The organism is Syntrophales bacterium, assembly GCA_035363115.1.
Classification (GTDB): Bacteria; Desulfobacterota; Syntrophia; order Syntrophales; family PHBD01; genus PHBD01.
On sequence record DAOSEM010000013.1, the window covers coordinates 1 to 18,775 of the forward strand.

Sequence of the window (18,775 nt, forward strand, 5' to 3'; positions counted from 1 at the left end):
CGCGAAATAGGGCCGTACATCGCCCCGGACCGCCTCGCGGGCGGTCCGGGGCGGAAAAGGAGAGGCGGGAGAAGATCATGAAACTCCGGATATCCGGGGACGAGCAGGCGGGCGGTTTTTCTCCCTCCTTTGCTGCCCGTCTGCTCCCGGATCCCCTCCACGCTGCCGATTGCCCGGACCAAACGGCGGGACTTCATCGAGAACAGGGCATTGTGACGCCTGGCAAGGGGATCGAATATCTTCCAATGATTTGATTCCGGTTGGAACCGTGCTCACGGCAGCATATGGAGCGTTGCCCGCGGACGATCCGCTGCATATTGTTACCCGATTCAACGGATTGAGGAATTGAGGGAACAACATGGACGTCGACAGAGCGAGGCTGAAGGCCGCCTGGAATGAATTCGTCTCCACCGGTACCGTGAGCGGCGGGGCCGTCCGGGACGAGATCCTCCTGTCCTGGCAGCGATGCAGGGCCGACGGGCTCGATCCGCGGTCTGAGACCGTACCGGGCCGTCTCACGGAAACGGAAAAAGAGAAGGTCCTGAAGGCGAACAGGGTCCTGATCGATGCCGCTCGCCCCTTCCTGGAGGGCCTTTCCAGGCTCATCACCGGGCTTCAGATGGTCCTCTTCCTCACCGACCGCGACGGGTTCATCCTGGACGCCATCGGGGAGGGGGAGATCTGGGAATACTGCCGGAAGAACAATGCCGTCGTCGGCAACTGCTTCAGCGAGGCGAACTTCGGGACAACCGCGCCCAGCCTGGCCTTGAAACTGGGTACGCCGTATCAGATCGCCGCCGAGGAGCACTACCTTCAGGTGATCCACCTGGCAAGCTGCGCGGCCGCTCCCATCCACGACAAGTTCAACAACATCATCGGAACCCTCGACATCACCTCGACCTACGAGTCCGCCCAAAGGCATCCACACACGTTTGGGATGATCGTCGCCGCGGCCAGGGCCATCGAAAACCAGCTGCGCGTGACGGAGGAGCTGCGGGCCGCGCAGATCGCCTCGCAATACCTGAGATCCGCCATGGAGACCATGGCGGACGGCCTCGTCATTCTCGACGAAAAAGGGGATGTCACGCATATCAACCGGGCGGCGGAACGGATCCTGTCCGTCCGGTCCGGTGCGGCATGCGGAAAGAGCATCCGCTCGATCCTGGAGGAGGGGGAGATCCTGGACGCCGTCGAAACGGACAGGCCGCTCGACGATCACGAGATCATCCTGGGAAAGCCGGGCCGACGGGAACGGTGTCTCCTGACCCTCCATCCGATCGTCGATCCGGGTTCCGGGAAGATTGGAAGCCTGATCGTGCTCAGGGAATTCAAGAAGGTTCAGAGCCTGGTGAAACAGGTTGCCGGGTTCGACGCCCGTTACCGCTTTTCCGATATCCGGGGGACGGGCAGGGGCATCCGGAAAACCATTGCCCTGGCGAAGCGAGTCGCCGAAAGCGGCTCCAATGTCGTGATCTGCGGAGAGTCCGGAACCGGGAAGGAAATGCTGGCGCAGAGCATCCACAACCATGGGCCACGATCCGGGGGGCCGTTCCTCGGCCTGAACTGCTCCGCGATCCCCAACGAACTCATTGAAAGCGAGCTGTTCGGGTATGAGGCCGGCACGTTTACGGGTGCGCTGGCTTCAGGCAAGCCGGGCCGATTCGAGCTCGCCAACGGGGGGACCCTGTTTCTCGACGAGGTCAACGGCATGTCCCTGGACATGCAGGCGAAGCTGTTGAGAGTCCTGGAAGAAAGGAAGTTCCTGCGGCTGGGAGGGAAGCATTGCATTCCCCTCGAGGCCACGATCGTCGCCGCATCGAACCGGCCCCTCGAAGAGGAGGTCGAGAAGGGCAATTTCAGAAGCGATCTGTACTACCGGCTGAATGTAGTCGAGATCGATATTCCCCCCTTGCGGGAGCGCAGGGAGGACATCGAGATCCTGATCGGAAACTTCATGGAGGAAATCGGCAACCGGCTGAAGAAGGACGTGACGGAGATCACTCCGGACGCAATGGAATACCTGATGAACCAGCCCTGGCCGGGAAACGTGAGGCAGCTGAAAAACTGGATTGAGCGGGCGATCACCCTCGCGGAGGATACCGTTCTCTCCCTCGAGGATTTCTCCCGTGAACAGGATGGCGGAAGAGCCGTCCGGATGGAAAAATCGGAACCGGCCCGGCCGCGGCAAACATACTCCATCCGGCTTTCGGAAGTTGAAAGCACCATGATTCGAACCGCCCTGGAAGAAAGCGGGGGAAACGTTTCGGGAGCGGCCAGAAAACTCGGGATATCCCGGGACACGCTGTATCGAAAGATGAAGAAGTACGAAATGACCGTTCAGAAGTCCGTCGAATGACCGGACACCTGTCTTACGGTAAGGCACCTGTATTGTCCTGATGCAGGTGCCTTGCCGCCTCTGCCTTCCCTTTATCGGTTCCCCCTCCCTCGATTCCTCTCCGGGAAATGCAGTTCCCTCCTTCCGCGATTAGTAACTCTCCAATATCACTATCGTTCACGATGACCGGTCCCGGGTGGCATGCCGACTGGAAGCATGGCCCCGGTGTTTCCACGCGCTCGGCACGGTCGGTGCAATGAGGGTTGCATTCCGATCGGGCGGCCGCCGCGGAGCGTTGAGAAAAACAGACAGGAGGGGAGAATCCGCATGAGCCAGATCTTCAGAAACGTCCCATTGCATAACATGGATTTCCAGTGGTGGAATCCGACCCGGATCATCTTCGGCAACGGCAAGGTCCGCGACCTGGCCGACGACCTTGGCCTGGACTGGCAGTTCGAGGGCAAGAGCCGTGCCTGTGTCGTCACGGATCAGGGCGTCAAGGGAGCGGGGCTCCTGGACTACCTGCTGGAATCCCTGAAGGGAAGCGCGATCGAAGTGGCCGCCGTCTTCGACCGGGTGCTGGAGGAGGCGGACCGGGAGCAGGTGTACGAGATTGCCGGGGTCGCGGCGGACGCCGGGGCCGATTTCTGGATCGCCCTCGGCGGCGGATCGGTGATGGATGCCTGCAAGGCCGCCGCCGTTCTCGAGTCGAACGGCGGCGAGCTGGAGGATTATGTCGGCCTCTACCTGGTCCCGGCGGAGACGAAGCCCATCATCTGCATCCCCACCACCGCCGGTACCGGGTCGGAGGTGACCTGGGGAGCCGTCGTGATGGATCGGGCGCAGAAGAAGAAGCTGATCATCGGCGACTACAAGTTCATCCCCAAGCTCGCGGTACTGGACCCGGAGCTGACGAAGAGCCTGCCCCGGAATCTTGTGGCGGCCACGGCCCTGGACGCCCTGACCCATTCCATCGGGGCTCTGGCGTCCGGGGACCGGCAGGACCTGTCCAATGCCATTGCCTTCCGAGCCGTCGAGATGATCGCGGACAACGTCGAGGAGGCCTGGAACACGAACGGGGAGAACCTCGATGTCCGATCCAAGATGCTCATCGCCTCCTGCATGTCGGGCATCGCCTTCCAGACCGCCCTCCCCGGGGCGGACCACGGGATCGGCCACACGGCGGGCGCCCTGCATCATCTCCACCACGGGCTGGCCGTGGCGATCGCCAACCTCTACGTCATGGAATTCAACATGAAGGAGGTGCCGCATGTCTATGCCACGGTGGCAAGGGCACTGGGCGTGAAGGACGACGGCTTGCCGGATGAAGTCCTGGGGATGAAGGCCATCGAGCGGCTCCGGGAGCTCTACGCCCGGGTGGGAGTGAAGTTCAATTACAAAGACTACGGGTTCCCGACGGACGAGGCGACCGCCGAGGCCCTGATCGAGCAGAGCATGGACGATGCCTGCATGGCCTTCAATCCCGTCGGCATCAGCAGGACACCGGCCTTCGAGACCCTCGTGCGAAGGTGCATCGGGATCTGAGAAGCCGTTCCGGGGAGAGGAATCCGTCCGTATCTCCGCGTCGGGTGACGGGGAAGACAGAGAACGAAAAATCCAAAGGAGGACGATCGAATGGTTACGTATTACGGAAAATCCTGGCTTGAAGCCTGTCGGAAAAACCTGAACGAATCGGCTGAACATTTGAAGAAGGCCGCCAAGCTGAACGGGAAATTCATGTTCCGGGTCTGGGACGGACCGGACGGGAAGGATCGGATTGCCGTCTGGGACTTTGCGAACGGCAAATGCACGAGCGTCACGTTCGAAGCGAAACCGGCGCCCTGGAAGGAATTGAGGGAAGCTTCCTATGACGATTCCTTCGTGACCCGGTTTTCCTGTCCGTTCGACATGATGGCCAGGCTCAACCGGGGGGAGATGAGTCCGCTCAAGGCCCTGGCATCCCCGGAATACAAGGTCGAAGGCAAGAAGACCCAGCTTTTTAAAATGATGCCGGGCCTCAATTCCTGGAACGAGCACAACGCGAAGGTCGCCTGCGACTATGCATTCTCGAAGACGGACGATGACGGCACGGCGGTCTGAAAGGAGGATTTGTTTCCATGAATAACCCGGCTGATACCAGCTACAGGCTGTTCATCGGCGGCGAGTGGGTCGATGGAGTTGAAGGCAGGACGCTGGAGTCCCGCTGCCCCGCAAACGGGGAACTGCTGTCGACTTTTGCCGATGCCGCCGCAGCGGACGTGGACCGCGCCGTCCAGGCCGCCCGGAAGGCTTATGAAAACTGGAAGGACGTCAATCCGGCCGATCGGGCCGCCATGCTGATGGAGATCGCCAGGCTTATCGACGAGCACGGCGACCACCTGGCGGAGATCGAGTCCCTCGACACGGGGAAGGCCATCCGCGAGCCCTCCTGGATCGACATCCCCTTCGGTGCGGACCAGTTCCGCTACATGGCCGGCGCCGTCCGGACCGAAGAGGGCCGGGCGGTCATGATCGACCAGACGACCCTGAGCCTCATACTCCGGGAGCCCATCGGCGTCGTGGGGCTCATCGTGCCCTGGAATTTCCCGTTTGCCCTGGCGACCTGGAAACTGGCGCCGGCGCTGGCGGCGGGGAACACCGTGGTGATCAAGCCGTCGTCGGAGACGTCCCTGAGTCTCCTGGAGCTGGCGAAGCTCATGGAGCAGGTCCTGCCGCAGGGGGTCGTCAACGTGGTCACCGGACGGGGATCGACGACGGGAAATTCCGTCCTGGCCCATGAGGGCATCCGCAAGATCTCCTTCACCGGCTCCACCGAGGTCGGTCTGACCGTCGCCGGGGCCGCGGCGGACAGGCTCATTCCGGCGACGCTCGAACTGGGCGGCAAGTCCGCCAACATCTTCTTCCCGGACTGCAACTGGAAGAAGGCCGTCGAAGGGGCGGTCCTGGGGATCCTTTTCAACGTCGGGCAGGTCTGCTGTGCGGGATCGCGTGTCTTTGTGCATGAAGACATCTACGACCGCTTCCTGGCGGATTGCGTGGAGGCGTTCGAAAACGTCATTCTCGGCATGCCCTGGGACATCGGAACGCAGATGGGGTGTCTCGCCAACGAGGCTCAGCTGAAGAAGGTCCTGGAGTATGTGGAGGTCGGCAGGAAGGAGGGCGCAAGGGTGGCCTGCGGCGGTTACCGCGTTGCGGACGAGGATTTCGCGAAGGGGTTTTTCGTGAAGCCGACGATCCTGGCCGACGTGGACAACGGAATGCGCGTTGCCCGGGAGGAGATCTTCGGGCCGGTGGTCTGTTTCATCAAATTCAAAACGGAAGAAGACGTGATCCGGATGGCCAACGAGAGCATTTACGGACTGGCGGGCGGCGTCTGGACCCAGGACATCAACCGGGCCATCCGCGTGTCCAGGGCCGTTGAGACGGGGCGCATGTGGGTGAACTGCTACAACCTGCTGCCCGCACACGCTCCCTTCGGGGGCTACAAGCAGTCGGGCATCGGGCGGGAGAACCACATCATGGTTCTCGACGCATACTCACAGCAGAAGAACATCATGATCAGTCTGAGCGAGGAGCTGATGGGGGCCTATTGACGTTCGGGCGCCGCTTCCCGATGCCGCCGGTTCGGGCCGGGGCGGCATTCGGTATGGCTGGCTTCGATGCGAAAATATTTACTTGAATCGATCGGAGGAACTGAGGATAGTTGATTATCCAGGAAAGCTGAAACAGGTATAACGAGTTCGGGAAGTATCCGTGCACCCATGCAGGTCGGGGACCGGCGATTAACAGCGTCGCCAGGAGCGGCATGTGGTGCGTGGATGTGATCGTGAATGACCGAAAGATAATACCTCTACATCAATAAGGAGGAAGATAAATGAATTTATCAACTTATTACAGAATGAGGGCCCGGGAATTCGGCAACAACCTGGTGGCCATCGATGGCGACAGGAAAACAACCTATAATCAATTGGAGGAGATATCCAATAAGGTTGCCAATTGGTTGAAGGGAACGGGGATCAAGCCGGGGGAAAGAGGTATTATTTATCTGCCCAACTGTACCGAATATTTCTATTTCATGTATGGCGCCCTGAAGGCCGGAATTGTTCCGATTCCATTGAACTATCGATTTCAGAAGGAAGAGCTCCGGTATGTCTTGAAGGATTCGGGCGCGTTGGCAGTCTTTACATTGAGCCAGCACGCAGCCGTCATGAGCGAATTGCAGAAGGAGGAAGGATATATTCAGCAGATCGTCGTCGCCGATGGAGACGACAAGAAATCGGGGACGATCTTATTGAAGGACATCGTTGCTGAATACTCCGGCGAAACCGAGATCTACCCGGCACTGGATGATGATCTGGCCATGATCATGTATACCAGCGGCACGACGGGACGTCCAAAAGGCGTCCGGCAGACCCACCGCAACAACATCGTCAGTGCGGAGGGATTTGCGTATACGCAGCGGATCACCTCAACCGACAGATTCTTTTGTATTGCGCCTTTGTTTCATGTCGGCGGTACGATCGCTTCGCTGGCGGCCATTCTTACCGGCGGCGCCGTGGTCTTTACGCCGGGTGGATGGAGCCCGACGGGATTCCTGGAGACTGTGGAGAAGAACAAGGTGACCTGGGCATTCCTGGTGGGTCTGATGGGCGCCCAGTTGGCCACTGTAGAAAATCTGGAAAAGTATGACCTGAGTTCCCTGCACCATGTCGCATTCGGCGGTTCACCGATTCCGGCGGCGATGTATGCGAAGTTTGAAAGCAAATACAAAGTCAGAACATTGGAGCTTTACGGACGGACGGAGCATGTCGGTTCATCGATCAACTATGACTCCAATGACACCCGGGTACCCGGTTCGGTCGGGAAGCTGTTGACCCAGATTATGAAGGGTAAGCTCGTTGATTCGGAAGGGAAGGAAGTACCTCCGGGGCAACCGGGGGAGCTGGTGGTCATCGGCGACAACATTACGCCCGGCTACTGGAACAAACCGGAAGACACCAAAAAGCTTTTTGCCTCCGACGGCTGGCAGCATACGGGAGACGTTTTCGTCCAGGACGAGAACGGTTATCTCTTCTTCAAGGAAAGAGTGGACGACATGATCATCAGTGGGGGTGAGAATATCTATCCCGGCGAGATCATTCCCGTCCTGGCGAGCCATCCCAAGGTGGCGGAGGCCTTTGTCCTCGGAATTCCGCATGACGACTGGGGGCAGCAGGTGGCCGCCGTGATCGTGAAAAAGGATGCGAGTCTGACGGAGCAGGAGATCTTTGATTACTGCAGCAGCCGGAAGGATTTGAGCGGCTACAAGAAACCGAGGGTGATCAAATTTGTGGAGACCATGCCGAAGAACGCCTCCATGAAGATCGACAAGGGGATTCTGATTCAGCTCTTCCGGTAATGAGTTTAACCTGAGGCCGTGTGATCCGGAAATTGACCGGATCACACGGCCCGTACCGTTTTTCCCCGCTGCTCCGTCGAAAACCCTCGAAGCCGTTTGTGCGGCGATCAGGCAAGATCGAACCGGTCAAGGTTCATGACTTTGTCCCATGCCGCGACGAAGTCGCTCAGGAACTTCTCCTGGGAGTCCTTGCATCCGTAGACTTCCGCCACAGCACGGAGCTGGGAGTTCGAACCGAAGACCAGGTCCACGCGGGTGGCGGTCCACTTTAACTCTCCCGTCTTGCGGTCGCGCCCTTCGAACAGGTCCCCGTCTTTCGATGCCGCCTTCCACTCCGTGCCCATGTCGAGCAGGTTCACGAAGAAGTCGTTGGTGAGAGCCTCCGGCCGCCTGGTGAATACGCCGTGCCGGGACTGCCCGAAGTTGGCATTCAGGACGCGCAGGCCGCCGATGAGAACCGTCATCTCCGGAGCGGTCAGCGTCAGCAGTTGCGCCTTGTCGACCAGCAGCTCTTCCGCCGATACGCTGTATTTGGCCTTGAGGTAGTTGCGGAAACCGTCCGCCTTCGGCTCGAGGACCGCGAAGGAGGCCGCGTCGGTCTGTTCCTGCGACGCATCCATCCGTCCCGGAGAGAAGGGGACGGTCACCTTGCGGCCGGCGTTCTTCGCCGCCTGCTCGACGCCGGCGCATCCGCCCAGGACGATCAGGTCGGCGAGAGACACCTTCTTTCCGCCGGACTGCGCACCGTTGAACTCCTTCCGGATCCCCTCCAGGGTTTTGAGCACCTTCGCCAGCCGGGCCGGCTCGTTGACTTGCCAATCCTTCTGAGGCGCCAGGCGGATGCGCGCTCCGTTCGCGCCGCCGCGCATGTCGGAGCCGCGGAAGGTGGACGCCGAGGCCCAGGCGGTCGAGACCAGCTCCGACACGGAGAGGCCGGAGGCCAGGATCTTCGCCTTGAGGGCGGCGATGTCTTTCTTGTTGACCAGTTTGTGATCGACCGCCGGGATGGGGTCCTGCCAGATCAGCTCCTCCGCCGGGACCTCCGGGCCGAGGTAGCGCGAGCGGGGGCCCATGTCGCGGTGGGTCAGCTTGAACCACGCCCGGGCGAAGGCGTCGGCGAATTTCTGGGGATTCTTCAGGTAGTTCCGCGCGATGGGCCCGTAGACGGGATCGAAGCGCAGCGAGAGGTCTGCCGTGGTCATCATCGGCCGGTTCTTTTTGGACGGATCGTGGGCGTCGACGATCATGTCCCTGTCGCTGACATCCTTGGCCAGCCACTGGTTCGCACCGGCCGGGCTCTTGACCAGTTCCCACTCGTACTGGAACAGCACCCTCAGGTAGCCCAGGTCCCATTTGGTAGGATTCGGCTTCCAGGCGCCCTCGATGCCGCTGGAGATCGTATCGCCGCCCTTGCCGCTGCCGAAGCTGCTCTTCCAGCCGAGACCCTGCTCTTCGATGGAGGCGGCCTCCGGCTCGGGTCCCACGTGGGTCGCCGGACCGGCGCCATGGCATTTGCCGAAGGTATGGCCCCCGGCGACGAGCGCGACGGTCTCTTCGTCGTTCATGGCCATGCGGGCAAAGGTCTCCCGGACGTCACGGCCGGAGGCGACCGGATCCGGGTTGCCGTCCGGGCCTTCCGGGTTGACGTAGATCAGGCCCATCTGTACGGCCGCCAGGGGGTTTTCCAGATCCCGGTCGCCGCTGTAGCGGCTCTTGGGCTTGTCGCTCGTCGCCAGCCATTCCTCTTCGGAGCCCCAGTAGATATCCTCTTCCGGCTCCCAGACATCCACACGGCCCCCGGCGAAGCCAAAGGTCTTGAATCCCATGGACTCCAGGGCACAGTTGCCGGCGAGGATCATCAGGTCGGCCCAGGAGATCTTCCGGCCGTATTTCTGCTTGATCGGCCAGAGCAGGCGGCGGGCCTTGTCGAGGTTCACGTTGTCGGGCCAACTGTTGAGCGGCGCCAGGCGCTGGGAGCCGGATCCCGCCCCCCCGCGGCCGTCGCCCATGCGGTAGGTGCCCGCGCTGTGCCACGCCATCCGGATGAAGAGGCCCCCGTAGTGACCCCAGTCGGCGGGCCACCAGTCCTGCGAGTCGGTCATCAGTGCGTAGAGGTCCTTCTTCAACGCCGCCAGGTCGAGCGTTTTGAACTCCTCCGCGTAGTCGAACGACTCGCCCATCGGGTTGCTTTTCGTATCCTGCTGGTGAAGAATCCTGAGGTTCAACTGGTTCGGCCACCAGTCCCGGTTCGTCGTGCCTCTGCCGGCCATGGGTTTACGCTCACTGCCCGTTGACGGGGACTTGCTGTCTTCATTCATCCTGCTTCCTCCTTTCATCGTGTTTGTTTTCCATGGGTTTGTGGACTTGTTGTCGGGTTGGTTGCAAAATCAGGAATGATTCCAGATCCGATGCAAAAAAAATTTGACTCCCCTCAGGACCGACGATTGCGCCGCTTTCCCGAGGGAGACGCGCTGTCCCGATCGTTACCGCAGTCCTGACAGTATCCGTAATATTCCGTGCGGTTCCCGGTGATGATGAAACCCGTCGTCTTTGCCACATCCGTCCGGTCGATGGACAGGGGAGGCTGGTAATCGATGATCTTTCCGCACCGGTCGCAGATGAGATTGATGTGATCGTCAAGATTGACTTCACATCGATTTTCCCTTCCGTCGAACTCGAGCGCCTTGACGATGCCGTGCCGATTGAACTCGTTGATCGTGGCGTATGTGGTCGAAAGGCTGAGGCTATTGTGCTTCTTCCTGGCCTCGCGGTAGATGAAGGACGCGCCCGGATGAAGGTGCCCCTGCTCAACCAGCACGTCGATGATGGCCAGTCTCGGACTTGTGATGCTGAGGCCTTTCTCCTTCAACCGCTGAATGATCGTTTCTTTTTCCATTGTCCTTAAATTCGGAACCATTCCTGATTGCCTTCTGGCAGAGCACCCTCCTCTTGTCAAGATTTCTTTCGTCGAAGCCGGCCGGCGAAGGTCAATGGGGGCAATGATGGAATTGCGGGATCCATGGCCTTTGTATCGTTGATTGCTTTTTGATGATTCAGGTGCGGCGATGGTGCCTTGGTTTCGGAGAACTGTGAATGCAGCCGGCCAGGATGAGGATTCGTCGAGAAGACAAAAGACCGGCTTCAGGAAGCCATGGTTGAGGGTTGCCTATGCAGAGGCGGCGAACAAAACCGCGTCCCGCTGCAATTACTTCTCCCGCAGGCTGTCGATCCCTCCGATCAGGAAATCGACCACTTCCTCGCTCGCCTCGTCCAGCTCGTCCGTGCGATCCTGCCAGATGATGAACTGGTAAGCGATCCGCTCATACATCCCGCCGATGCAGGTGGCGATGATCTCGGAGGAAAGGCCGCTTCGGAAGCAGAAGCCGACCTTCTCCTTCAGCGCTTCGACGGCGCCCTGCAGGTCGTTGATCAACTGCTTGTGCATCTTCTCCCGGTGCGCTTCCAGGAGAGGGCTTTTCCCCACCGACTCCCGGTACAGGATGATGATCTTTTCCGGGTACTTCTGGCAGAATTCCGTCATGAAGGCGATGCCCGACTTCTTCATGCCTTCGTAAGGATTTTCGGAGGCTCTGAAATTCTCGCCGACGATGGTCCGGATCTCGTAGGCGATCTCGTCCATCAGGTGGGCCAGGATCTCCTCCTTGCTCTTGAAGTTGATGTAGACCGTGCCGATGGACACCTCGGCCTCATCGGCGATCCGCTCCATGCTGGCCTGCCGGTAGCCCTCGGAGGCGAACAGGGCCATTGCCGCCTTCAGGATGGCATCGCGCCGACCCTCCTTCTCCCGCTGCCTTCTCTGTCCTGCCCTGGACAGGACACCTGGTTTCTTCTTTTTCATATTGCCAATTTCCTTTTTCATCGAAGCCCGCGCTCCGCCGCCATGCGCTCCATGATACCCATGACCGTGGGCGGTGGTTCCTTGTATCTGCAAACTATAATGGATCATTGATGAATTGACGGCAATATAGAGAGGCCCTCCCTCCACGTCAACCGAATTGTCAAACCGGTACAGGACGAAAAACCCCGAAATGCCTGTCGCAGCGGGTTTGAAACAGATAACCCCTCGTTGACTTGAAATCAAATACAATTATTAGAATCCAATTTCAATAATAACTTGACATTTTATTTGGGAATGTGATTGTATCCTCCCAAGATGTCAGGGAAAGATAACTATTTTAAACCATGCAGTTTTATATGATTTTTCAGGCCCACCAAAGCCGCTGTGAAGCAGCGTCTCCAACGGCTGCTCCGGCAGAGTCAATCAATAATCATTTCATAGAGATAACTCGTGAGAAACATGCGACACCCATCGTCTGCCAATAATGCGGCGGGATGGATGTGGTGAGTGGAGCCCTGAACCTGCCGGCCTGAATGGAAAATGGAGGTTTTTCATGCCGAACCAAGCGGAACCCGTTGATCTTGAAATCATCCAGGAAGACGGTACCCCGGCCCGGTTGAAGAAAGTCGCTTCCCCGGTCGTGAGGACGGAGGTGTGCGTCAACTGCGGCGCCTGCCTCCGGGCCTGTCCCACCGGGGCGATTCATGAGCTCCAGCGGCAGGTTTGCAGGCTGTGCCCAGACTGCGCCGACAGCCCCATCATGTTCCCCCGGGACATGGAGGCGCTGACGGCGGAGTCCTGTGCCGGGGCCTGCCCCATCGGGCACTTCCCGGAGGGCTATGTCAACATGGTCGCCGACGGGGAATTCGAAAAGGCGTGGAGGCTGATTGCATCCGTGAATCCCATGCCCTCCATTCTGGGGCGGATCTGCTCGCGTCCCTGCGAGGAGGCGTGCAAGCGGGGAAAGCTGATCGACGCCCCCCTGCCCATCCGGGCCATGAAGCGGATGGTTTCCGACATGGCCCACGAAAAGGGATGGGTGGAGAAGGGACGCTACCCCCGGAAATACGACGAGCGAATCGCCGTGGTCGGTGCCGGGCCGGCGGGCATGGCGGCGGCGCACTACCTGGCCGTGGCGGGCTATGATGTCGTGGTGTACGACGCCTCGCCGAGCTTTGGGGGCATGCTCACCCGGACGGTGCCGTCGTTCCGGCTGCCCGCGGACGCGATCGAGCGGGATTTCAACACCATCATCGACAGGGGAATCACCTTCCGGCCGAACGTCGAGGTTGGAAAGAACCCTTCCATCGCCGACCTGCTCGGCCGCGAGTTCGACGCGATCCTCGTGGCCTCGGGCGCCCCCAGGGGAGCCAGGCTCTCGCTTCCCGGCGCCGAGTTCATGGGCGTTTTCAGCGCAGTCGATTTCCTGACCTCCGTCAAGGCCGGAATTCCCATCCGGATCGGAGAAAAGGCGCTGGTCATCGGCGGCGGCAGTGTTGCCACCGACGTGGCCCGAACGCTGCTCCGGCTGGGGGCGACGGAAGTCTCCCTCGCCTGCATCGAAGGGGAGTGCGAGATGCCGGCCATGAGCTGGGAGATCGAGGAAGCCCGGAGCGAAGGCGTGACGTTCATCCATTCCGCCCTGCCGGTCCGGATCGGTGGCGACTGGCAGAAGGTCCAGTGGGTGGAGATGGACCCGGTCACCCGGTTTTCCATCGGCGAGAACGGAATCAAGTGCGACACCGACTGCGCCGGACGGTTTCTCCTCGATGCCGACACGGTCGTCTTCGCCGTCGGACAGAAGACGGACCGGGGTGTATTTGAAAACACGCCGGGCATCGAGATCAACGGGGGAGGGCGGGTCTGGATCGATCCGGACACCCAGATGACAACCCTGGAGGGGGTTTTCCTCGCGGGGGACGTGGTCGAGGCGAAAAGCTCCGTCGTTGAGGCCGTGGCCTCGGCACGCCGGGCCGCCGCTTCCATCGATGCCTGGCTGAGAGGGCGGGCTCGTGCCGTCGAAAAGAAAAAACCGCCCCGGGGTGCGCCCCTGGAGGAGAAGATCTTTCCCGTTCGGCTGGAGAAGCTGAGCGTCGCCGGCATTCCCGCCCTGGTGCCGGATGATGCCCTGGCCTGTTTTGACGAGGTGGAGGGCGTCCTGGACGTCGCCGAGGCCCGGGAGGACGCCCGGAGATGCATGAAATGCGGTTACGTCGACGTGGACCATGAGCTCTGCATCGGGTGCGGAACCTGTGCCGCGGCGTGCCCGAGGGGGGACGTGATCCGGCTGGAGGCGCCGCAGACCGGGGATAAAGCATTGCCGGGCGAGGAGGTGCGGAAATGAAGACATGGGACGTCATCGTGGTTGGAGCGGGACCGGGCGGCAGCACGACCGCCGCCAGGCTGGCCATGGCGGGCTGCGACGTGCTTCTGGTGGACAAGGAGCGGTTCCCCCGGGAAAAGCCCTGCTCGGACATCTACGGGCGCTACGGCGCCGACACCTACAAGGAGATCGGCGCCTACGACGAGCTCAAGGAGAAGGGATTCCTGTTCCCGGACCTGGCGCTCACCTCCCCGGACTACACGGAGATCCGCGGCCCGAACATCCTCAGCCTCACCTGTCCCCGCCGGATCGGCGACAACATCCTCAAGGAGGCGGCCGCCCGTCGCGGAGCCAGGGTCCTGGAGGAGTTCTGGGTCAACGACCTGATGACGGACCGCGGTCGGGTGGTCGGCGTCAAGGCCAAGTACGAAGGAAAGTTCGTCGAGTACCCGGCCCGGATCGTCATCGGCGCCGACGGCAGCCACAGCTGGGTGGCGAAGCGCCTGGGGCTGTTCCGGGACGACTACGACGAGGTTTTCCTGGCCGGCCGGGCCTATTTCGCGGACTGCGATCCCCCCCTCCGGACCATGGAGGTGCACTACGATCCCTATTTCTTCCCGGGCTTCGTCTGCCTGAGCCCGCATCCCGGTTACGGGGACGTGGTCAACGTGGGGATCGGCTACCAGATGACGCCGTACATCCGGGCAAAGGAGGATGTCGAGCAGCTGACCTGGAAATTCATCGAGACGAGCCCCTTCGGGGAGAAGCTGCGCAGGGCCCGGCAGGTCAGCGACTGGATGGGGTGGCGCGTCCCGAGCGCCGGGCAGATCGGGAAAACCTATGCCGCCGGCGCGATGCTCATCGGCGATGCCGGAAGCTTCGTCGATCCGTTCATCCTCGAGGGCATCGCCAACAGCGTTCGGAGCGGCGGCTTTGCCGTGCAGACGGCCCTGGAGGCGCTGGAGAAGGGCGACTTCTCCGAGTCCTTCCTTTCGGCATATCAGCAGCGCTGGGAGGAGAAGATGAAGCCCCGTCTCGATGCGCTGCAGCAGATGGCCCTGGTCGCCCGAAACGCCGAGCTTCTCAACGCAACCTTCCACGGCCTGAAAGCCAATCCGGGGGCCCTGAAGAAGATGTTCGGCTGACGGGAACGTCATCCGGAAGAGAGATGATTCGGATGCCCGGGGCGCCGGAATTCCACATCGTGAAAGATGATTCCCTGCAGGCGAGAAACGGGGTGGCAACCCTGTGAGGCGGCCTCGGCAACGCCAACGCCATCCTGTTGGAGCGGATGGAGAATAAACTTCCGAGGAAATATTTATCCATAAAGGGGAGGATTGCATGTCCAGTTTGATCGTCGATTCGAGAGACCAGCGCTTCGTGCTGCACGAGATGCTGGGAGTGGAGAGCATCTGCCGGGGGCGCTTCGAGAGTTTTGCCGGGGACACCTTCGACATGATCCTGACGGAGGCGGAGAAATTCGCCAAGGAGGAGATATTCCCGGTCCTGAAGGACGGCGACCACCAGGGCTGCCGCCTGGAGAACGGGCAGGTCTACGGCCCGGAGGCGTTCCGGAAGGGCTACAGGCTGTTCTGCGAGGGCGGCTGGAACGCCATGATGAACCACCAGGAGCACGGCGGCCAGGGTTTCCCCATGGTCCTGTACCTGGCCTGCGCGGACTGGTTCTTCCACAACTTCGCCTTCACCATGTACCCGGGCCTGACCAGCGGGGCGGCGGAGCTGATCGAGAGCTACGGCACGGAGGAGCAGAAGCATCGCTACCTGCCGAAAATGCTCAGCGGCGAATGGGGCGGCACCATGTGCCTCACCGAGGCGGGGGCCGGCAGCGACGTGGGGGCGCTCACCACCAAGGCGATCCGGCAACCCGACGGCACGTTCCTGATCCAGGGGACCAAGGTCTTCATCTCCTGCGGGGACCACGACTACGTGAGCAACATGATCCATCCCGTCCTGGCGCGGATCGAGGGCGATCCCGAGGGGACGAAGGGCATCTCCATCTTCCTGGTTCCCAAGTTCCGGGTGAACGGCGACGGAAACCCGGGGGCGCACAACGACCTGGGGGTCACCAAGATCGAGGAAAAGCTGGGGCTCCACGGCAGCGCCACCTGCGTGATCAACTTCGGCGACAACGGCGGCTGCGTCGGCGAGCTCCTCGGCAAGGAGTGCGAGGGCATGAAGATCATGTTCATGATGATGAACGGGGCGCGCATGGGCGTGGGCGTCCAGGGCCTCTCCGGGGCGTCGTTCTCCTACCTGCAGGCGCTGGAATACGCCCGGGAGCGTCTTCAGGGGACGAACCTGCTGGGCAAGAGCAACGGCAGCGTGCCGATCATCAGGCATCCCGACGTCAAGCGCATGCTCCTGTGGATGAAGTCGCACGTCGAGGCCATGCGGGCCCTCATCTACTTCTCCGGCGCCTGCCACGACCGGGGCGAAATCAGCGACGACCCGGAGGAGAAGACGAAGTGGAAAGGCCTCCTGGAGGTCCTCACCCCCATCTGCAAAGCCTACTGCTCCGACATGTCCTTCCGGATCTGCGAGACGGCCATCCAGGTCTACGGCGGATATGGCTTCTGCAGCGAGTACCCCGTGGAGCAGATCCTCCGGGACGAGAAGATCGGGTCCATCTACGAGGGGACGAACGGCATCCAGTCGCTGGACCTGGTGGGACGGAAGCTGGGCATGAAAGGCGGGGCCTATTTCATGGAGCTGATCGAGGAGATGAACAAGGTCCTGAACCGCTACAAGGATCGCTGCCCGGACATCGTGGACGACGTCTACGGCGCCGTGGAGACCCTCGTAAACACGGTCCTGTACTTCGGCCAGTGCGGCAAGGAAGGCAAGTTCACGGTCCCCCTCGTCAACGCCTATCCGTTCCTGATGATGATGGGGAAGGTGGTCAGCGCCTGGTTCCTGTTCTGGCAGGCCGGCATCGCCGCGGAGAAGCTCTCTGCCATGGGCGTGGACACGGCGGACCGCAAGGCCCTGAAGGCCCGTGCGAAGGAGGACCGGGAGGCGGCCTTCTACGCCGGCAAGATCGCCGGTGCCGCCTATTTCATCAAAAACGTGCTGCCCGAGATCGAGGGCACCGTGAAGGCCATCCGGCGGGAAGACATGTCGATCCTGGAGATCGCCGAGGAGAGCTTCGCATCCTGATTTTATCGGGTGGCCCGGCCAATCGCGTTCGTGGAGCAGCGGCGGGAGGCTACCTCCCGTCGCCGTTCTTGCAGGAGGGGAAACAACCATGGATGGGAAAGGGGGATGCAGCATGATTTTAAGAGACCTTTTCAAGAAGCATGCGAAGGAGATTCCGAACGACGAGGCGCTGGTCTTCAAGGAGCGGCGGATTTCGTACAAAGAGTACGACGAGATGACCGACCGGGTGGCCATGGGCCTCCTGAAGCTGGGCGCACGGCGGGGAGACCGGGTCGGGATCTACGGTCCGCTGTGGCCGGAAATCGTCATGGCCCACTTCGGGGCGACGAAGATCGGAGCCATCGGCGTACCCCTGAGCGTCCGGACCACGCCGCCGGAGCTCAAGTTCTTTGTCAACGACTCGGAGATCTCCGTCCTGTTCATGCCGAGCGGTTTCATGGGAGCGGACTTCCTGGCGAACCTGGAGGCGGTGCGGAAAGAAATGCCGACCCTCAAGCACGTGGTGTGCTTCGACAGGGAGGCGGACGGAATCCTGCTCTGGGAGAAGTTCCTGGCGGAGCCCGACGCGGCGGCGCTGAAGAAGGCGGCGGACGCCACCGAGGAGGACGACCCTGCCCTGTTCATCTACACCTCGGGCACGACGGGGGTCCCCAAGGCGGCCATGCTGACCCACAGGAACCTGATTACCTACACGAATGCGCAGATCGAGTGCATGGAATACCATCGCGGCCACAGCATCGTCCTGAATCTCCCCTTCGCCCACGTCGGCGGCGCTGTCATGGGGATTACCTGCAACCTCAACGCGGGGAATAAGGTCGTCATGATGGACATGTTCAACCCGGAGGAGACACTGCGCCTGGTCGCCGAGGAAAGGGCGACGACCCTGGGGCAGGTGCCCGCCATGTATGCCATGGAGCTCGCCCACCCCAACCTGGGCAAGTACGACATCAGTACGCTCAAGATCCCCATCGTCTCCTCCCAGCCATGCCCCTCGGAGCTGATCTCGGCCTTCAAGAAGGTCGTCGGCGTCATCCCGCTCAACGCGTACGGCCTGACGGAGTGCACCGCCGCCATCACCTTCACGCACCAGAGCGACGGAGAGGAGAAGCTGACCTACTCCGTGGGCAAGCCCATTGCCTGCATCGAGATGGTCCTCAAGGACGATGACGGGAACATCGTTCCCCAGGGCGGGGCAGGCGAGATCTGCGTGAAGGGCCCCGTCGTCATGAAGGGCTACTGGAAGCGGCCCGAAGAGGACGCGAAGGTCTTCGATAAGGACGGCTTCCTGCACACGGGAGACATGGGCCGGTTCGAGGAGGACGGGTCGCTGGTCATCGTCGGCCGGAAAAAGGAGATGTACATCCGGGGCGGAGAAAACGTTTATCCCCCGGAGATCGAAGACGTGATATGCAAGCACCCGGACGTCATGCTGGCGGCGGTCATCGGCCGTCCCCACGAGAAGTGGGGCGAGGTCGGCAGGGCCTATGTCATGCCCAAGCCCGGAAAGAACCCGACCCCGGAGGAGATCAAGGAGTTCCTGAAGGACAAGCTCTCCCACTTCAAGCTACCCGAGGACGTCATCGTCCGTCCCATGCTGCCGCTGACGCCGCTGGGGAAGGTCAAGAAGCTCGATCTCTACCAGGAGATGAAGAAGGAACTGGGGAAATAAGAACGGAGGAAGTT

Annotated in this window: 12 protein-coding genes; 9 read left to right on the plus strand and 3 right to left on the minus strand. The window is 61.1% G+C overall.

Features of this window, described 5'->3' with window-relative positions; genetic code table 11:
* The first annotated feature begins 358 nt into the window (after positions 1–358).
* From PLO63_17195 to PLO63_17215, 5 genes are all read left to right on the plus strand, one after another.
* Entirely contained in the window at positions 359–2,356 is a 1,998-nt protein-coding gene (locus tag PLO63_17195) for a sigma 54-interacting transcriptional regulator (protein ID HOI75879.1), read from the plus strand.
* 306 nt (positions 2,357–2,662) lie between these two features.
* The gene (locus PLO63_17200; GenBank protein ID HOI75880.1) at positions 2,663–3,880 is read left to right on the plus strand and encodes an iron-containing alcohol dehydrogenase; all 1,218 of its coding nucleotides are present in this window, start codon (positions 2,663–2,665) and stop codon (positions 3,878–3,880) included.
* Between the two features lie 90 nt (positions 3,881–3,970).
* Entirely contained in the window at positions 3,971–4,435 is a 465-nt protein-coding gene (locus tag PLO63_17205) for a hypothetical protein (protein HOI75881.1), read from the plus strand.
* A 17-nt stretch (positions 4,436–4,452) separates the two neighbouring features.
* Complete coding sequence (locus PLO63_17210) at positions 4,453–5,928, plus strand: aldehyde dehydrogenase family protein (GenBank protein HOI75882.1); 1,476 nt, start codon at positions 4,453–4,455, stop codon at positions 5,926–5,928.
* Positions 5,929–6,209: 281 nt separating this feature from the next.
* Positions 6,210–7,733 carry a class I adenylate-forming enzyme family protein gene (locus PLO63_17215; protein HOI75883.1) on the plus strand — a complete coding sequence of 508 codons (1,524 nt, stop codon included), beginning with the start codon at positions 6,210–6,212 and terminating at the stop codon, positions 7,731–7,733.
* A gap of 107 nt (positions 7,734–7,840) precedes the next feature.
* Here PLO63_17215 and katG read toward each other — a convergent pair whose 3' ends face one another.
* The 3 genes from katG to PLO63_17230 form a co-directional block, all read right to left on the minus strand.
* Positions 7,841–10,051, minus strand: a complete 2,211-nt coding sequence (katG, locus tag PLO63_17220) for a catalase/peroxidase HPI (GenBank protein ID HOI75884.1) — start codon at positions 10,049–10,051, stop codon at positions 7,841–7,843.
* Positions 10,052–10,164: 113 nt separating this feature from the next.
* Positions 10,165–10,629 carry a Fur family transcriptional regulator gene (locus PLO63_17225; protein ID HOI75885.1) on the minus strand — a complete coding sequence of 155 codons (465 nt, stop codon included), beginning with the start codon at positions 10,627–10,629 and terminating at the stop codon, positions 10,165–10,167.
* Positions 10,630–10,938: 309 nt separating this feature from the next.
* Positions 10,939–11,592 (minus strand): TetR/AcrR family transcriptional regulator, encoded by a 654-nt coding sequence (locus PLO63_17230; protein HOI75886.1) that lies wholly within the window; start codon positions 11,590–11,592, stop codon positions 10,939–10,941.
* A gap of 553 nt (positions 11,593–12,145) precedes the next feature.
* Here PLO63_17230 and PLO63_17235 point away from each other — a divergent pair.
* The 4 genes from PLO63_17235 (at position 12,146) to PLO63_17250 (ending at position 18,761) form a co-directional block, all read left to right on the plus strand.
* The gene (locus tag PLO63_17235; protein HOI75887.1) at positions 12,146–13,936 is read left to right on the plus strand and encodes an FAD-dependent oxidoreductase; all 1,791 of its coding nucleotides are present in this window, start codon (positions 12,146–12,148) and stop codon (positions 13,934–13,936) included.
* Positions 13,933–15,060 (plus strand): NAD(P)/FAD-dependent oxidoreductase, encoded by a 1,128-nt coding sequence (locus PLO63_17240; GenBank protein ID HOI75888.1) that lies wholly within the window; start codon positions 13,933–13,935, stop codon positions 15,058–15,060. Before PLO63_17235 ends, PLO63_17240 begins: the two co-directional genes overlap by 4 nt.
* 196 nt (positions 15,061–15,256) lie before the next feature.
* The gene (locus tag PLO63_17245; GenBank protein ID HOI75889.1) at positions 15,257–17,092 is read left to right on the plus strand and encodes an acyl-CoA dehydrogenase; all 1,836 of its coding nucleotides are present in this window, start codon (positions 15,257–15,259) and stop codon (positions 17,090–17,092) included.
* Positions 17,093–17,204: 112 nt separating this feature from the next.
* Entirely contained in the window at positions 17,205–18,761 is a 1,557-nt protein-coding gene (locus PLO63_17250; GenBank protein HOI75890.1) for a class I adenylate-forming enzyme family protein, read from the plus strand.
* Positions 18,762–18,775 lie beyond the last annotated feature (14 nt).

Coding starts and splice junctions, on each gene's coding strand:
- PLO63_17195 (HOI75879.1), top strand. CDS start 359: ATGGACGTCGACAGAGCGAGGCTGAAGGCCGCCTGGAATGAATTCGTC.
- PLO63_17200 (HOI75880.1), top strand. CDS start 2,663: ATGAGCCAGATCTTCAGAAACGTCCCATTGCATAACATGGATTTCCAG.
- PLO63_17205 (HOI75881.1), top strand. CDS start 3,971: ATGGTTACGTATTACGGAAAATCCTGGCTTGAAGCCTGTCGGAAAAAC.
- PLO63_17210 (HOI75882.1), top strand. CDS start 4,453: ATGAATAACCCGGCTGATACCAGCTACAGGCTGTTCATCGGCGGCGAG.
- PLO63_17215 (HOI75883.1), top strand. CDS start 6,210: ATGAATTTATCAACTTATTACAGAATGAGGGCCCGGGAATTCGGCAAC.
- katG (HOI75884.1), bottom strand. CDS start 10,051: ATGAATGAAGACAGCAAGTCCCCGTCAACGGGCAGTGAGCGTAAACCC.
- PLO63_17225 (HOI75885.1), bottom strand. CDS start 10,629: ATGGAAAAAGAAACGATCATTCAGCGGTTGAAGGAGAAAGGCCTCAGC.
- PLO63_17230 (HOI75886.1), bottom strand. CDS start 11,592: ATGAAAAAGAAGAAACCAGGTGTCCTGTCCAGGGCAGGACAGAGAAGG.
- PLO63_17235 (HOI75887.1), top strand. CDS start 12,146: ATGCCGAACCAAGCGGAACCCGTTGATCTTGAAATCATCCAGGAAGAC.
- PLO63_17240 (HOI75888.1), top strand. CDS start 13,933: ATGAAGACATGGGACGTCATCGTGGTTGGAGCGGGACCGGGCGGCAGC.
- PLO63_17245 (HOI75889.1), top strand. CDS start 15,257: ATGTCCAGTTTGATCGTCGATTCGAGAGACCAGCGCTTCGTGCTGCAC.
- PLO63_17250 (HOI75890.1), top strand. CDS start 17,205: ATGATTTTAAGAGACCTTTTCAAGAAGCATGCGAAGGAGATTCCGAAC.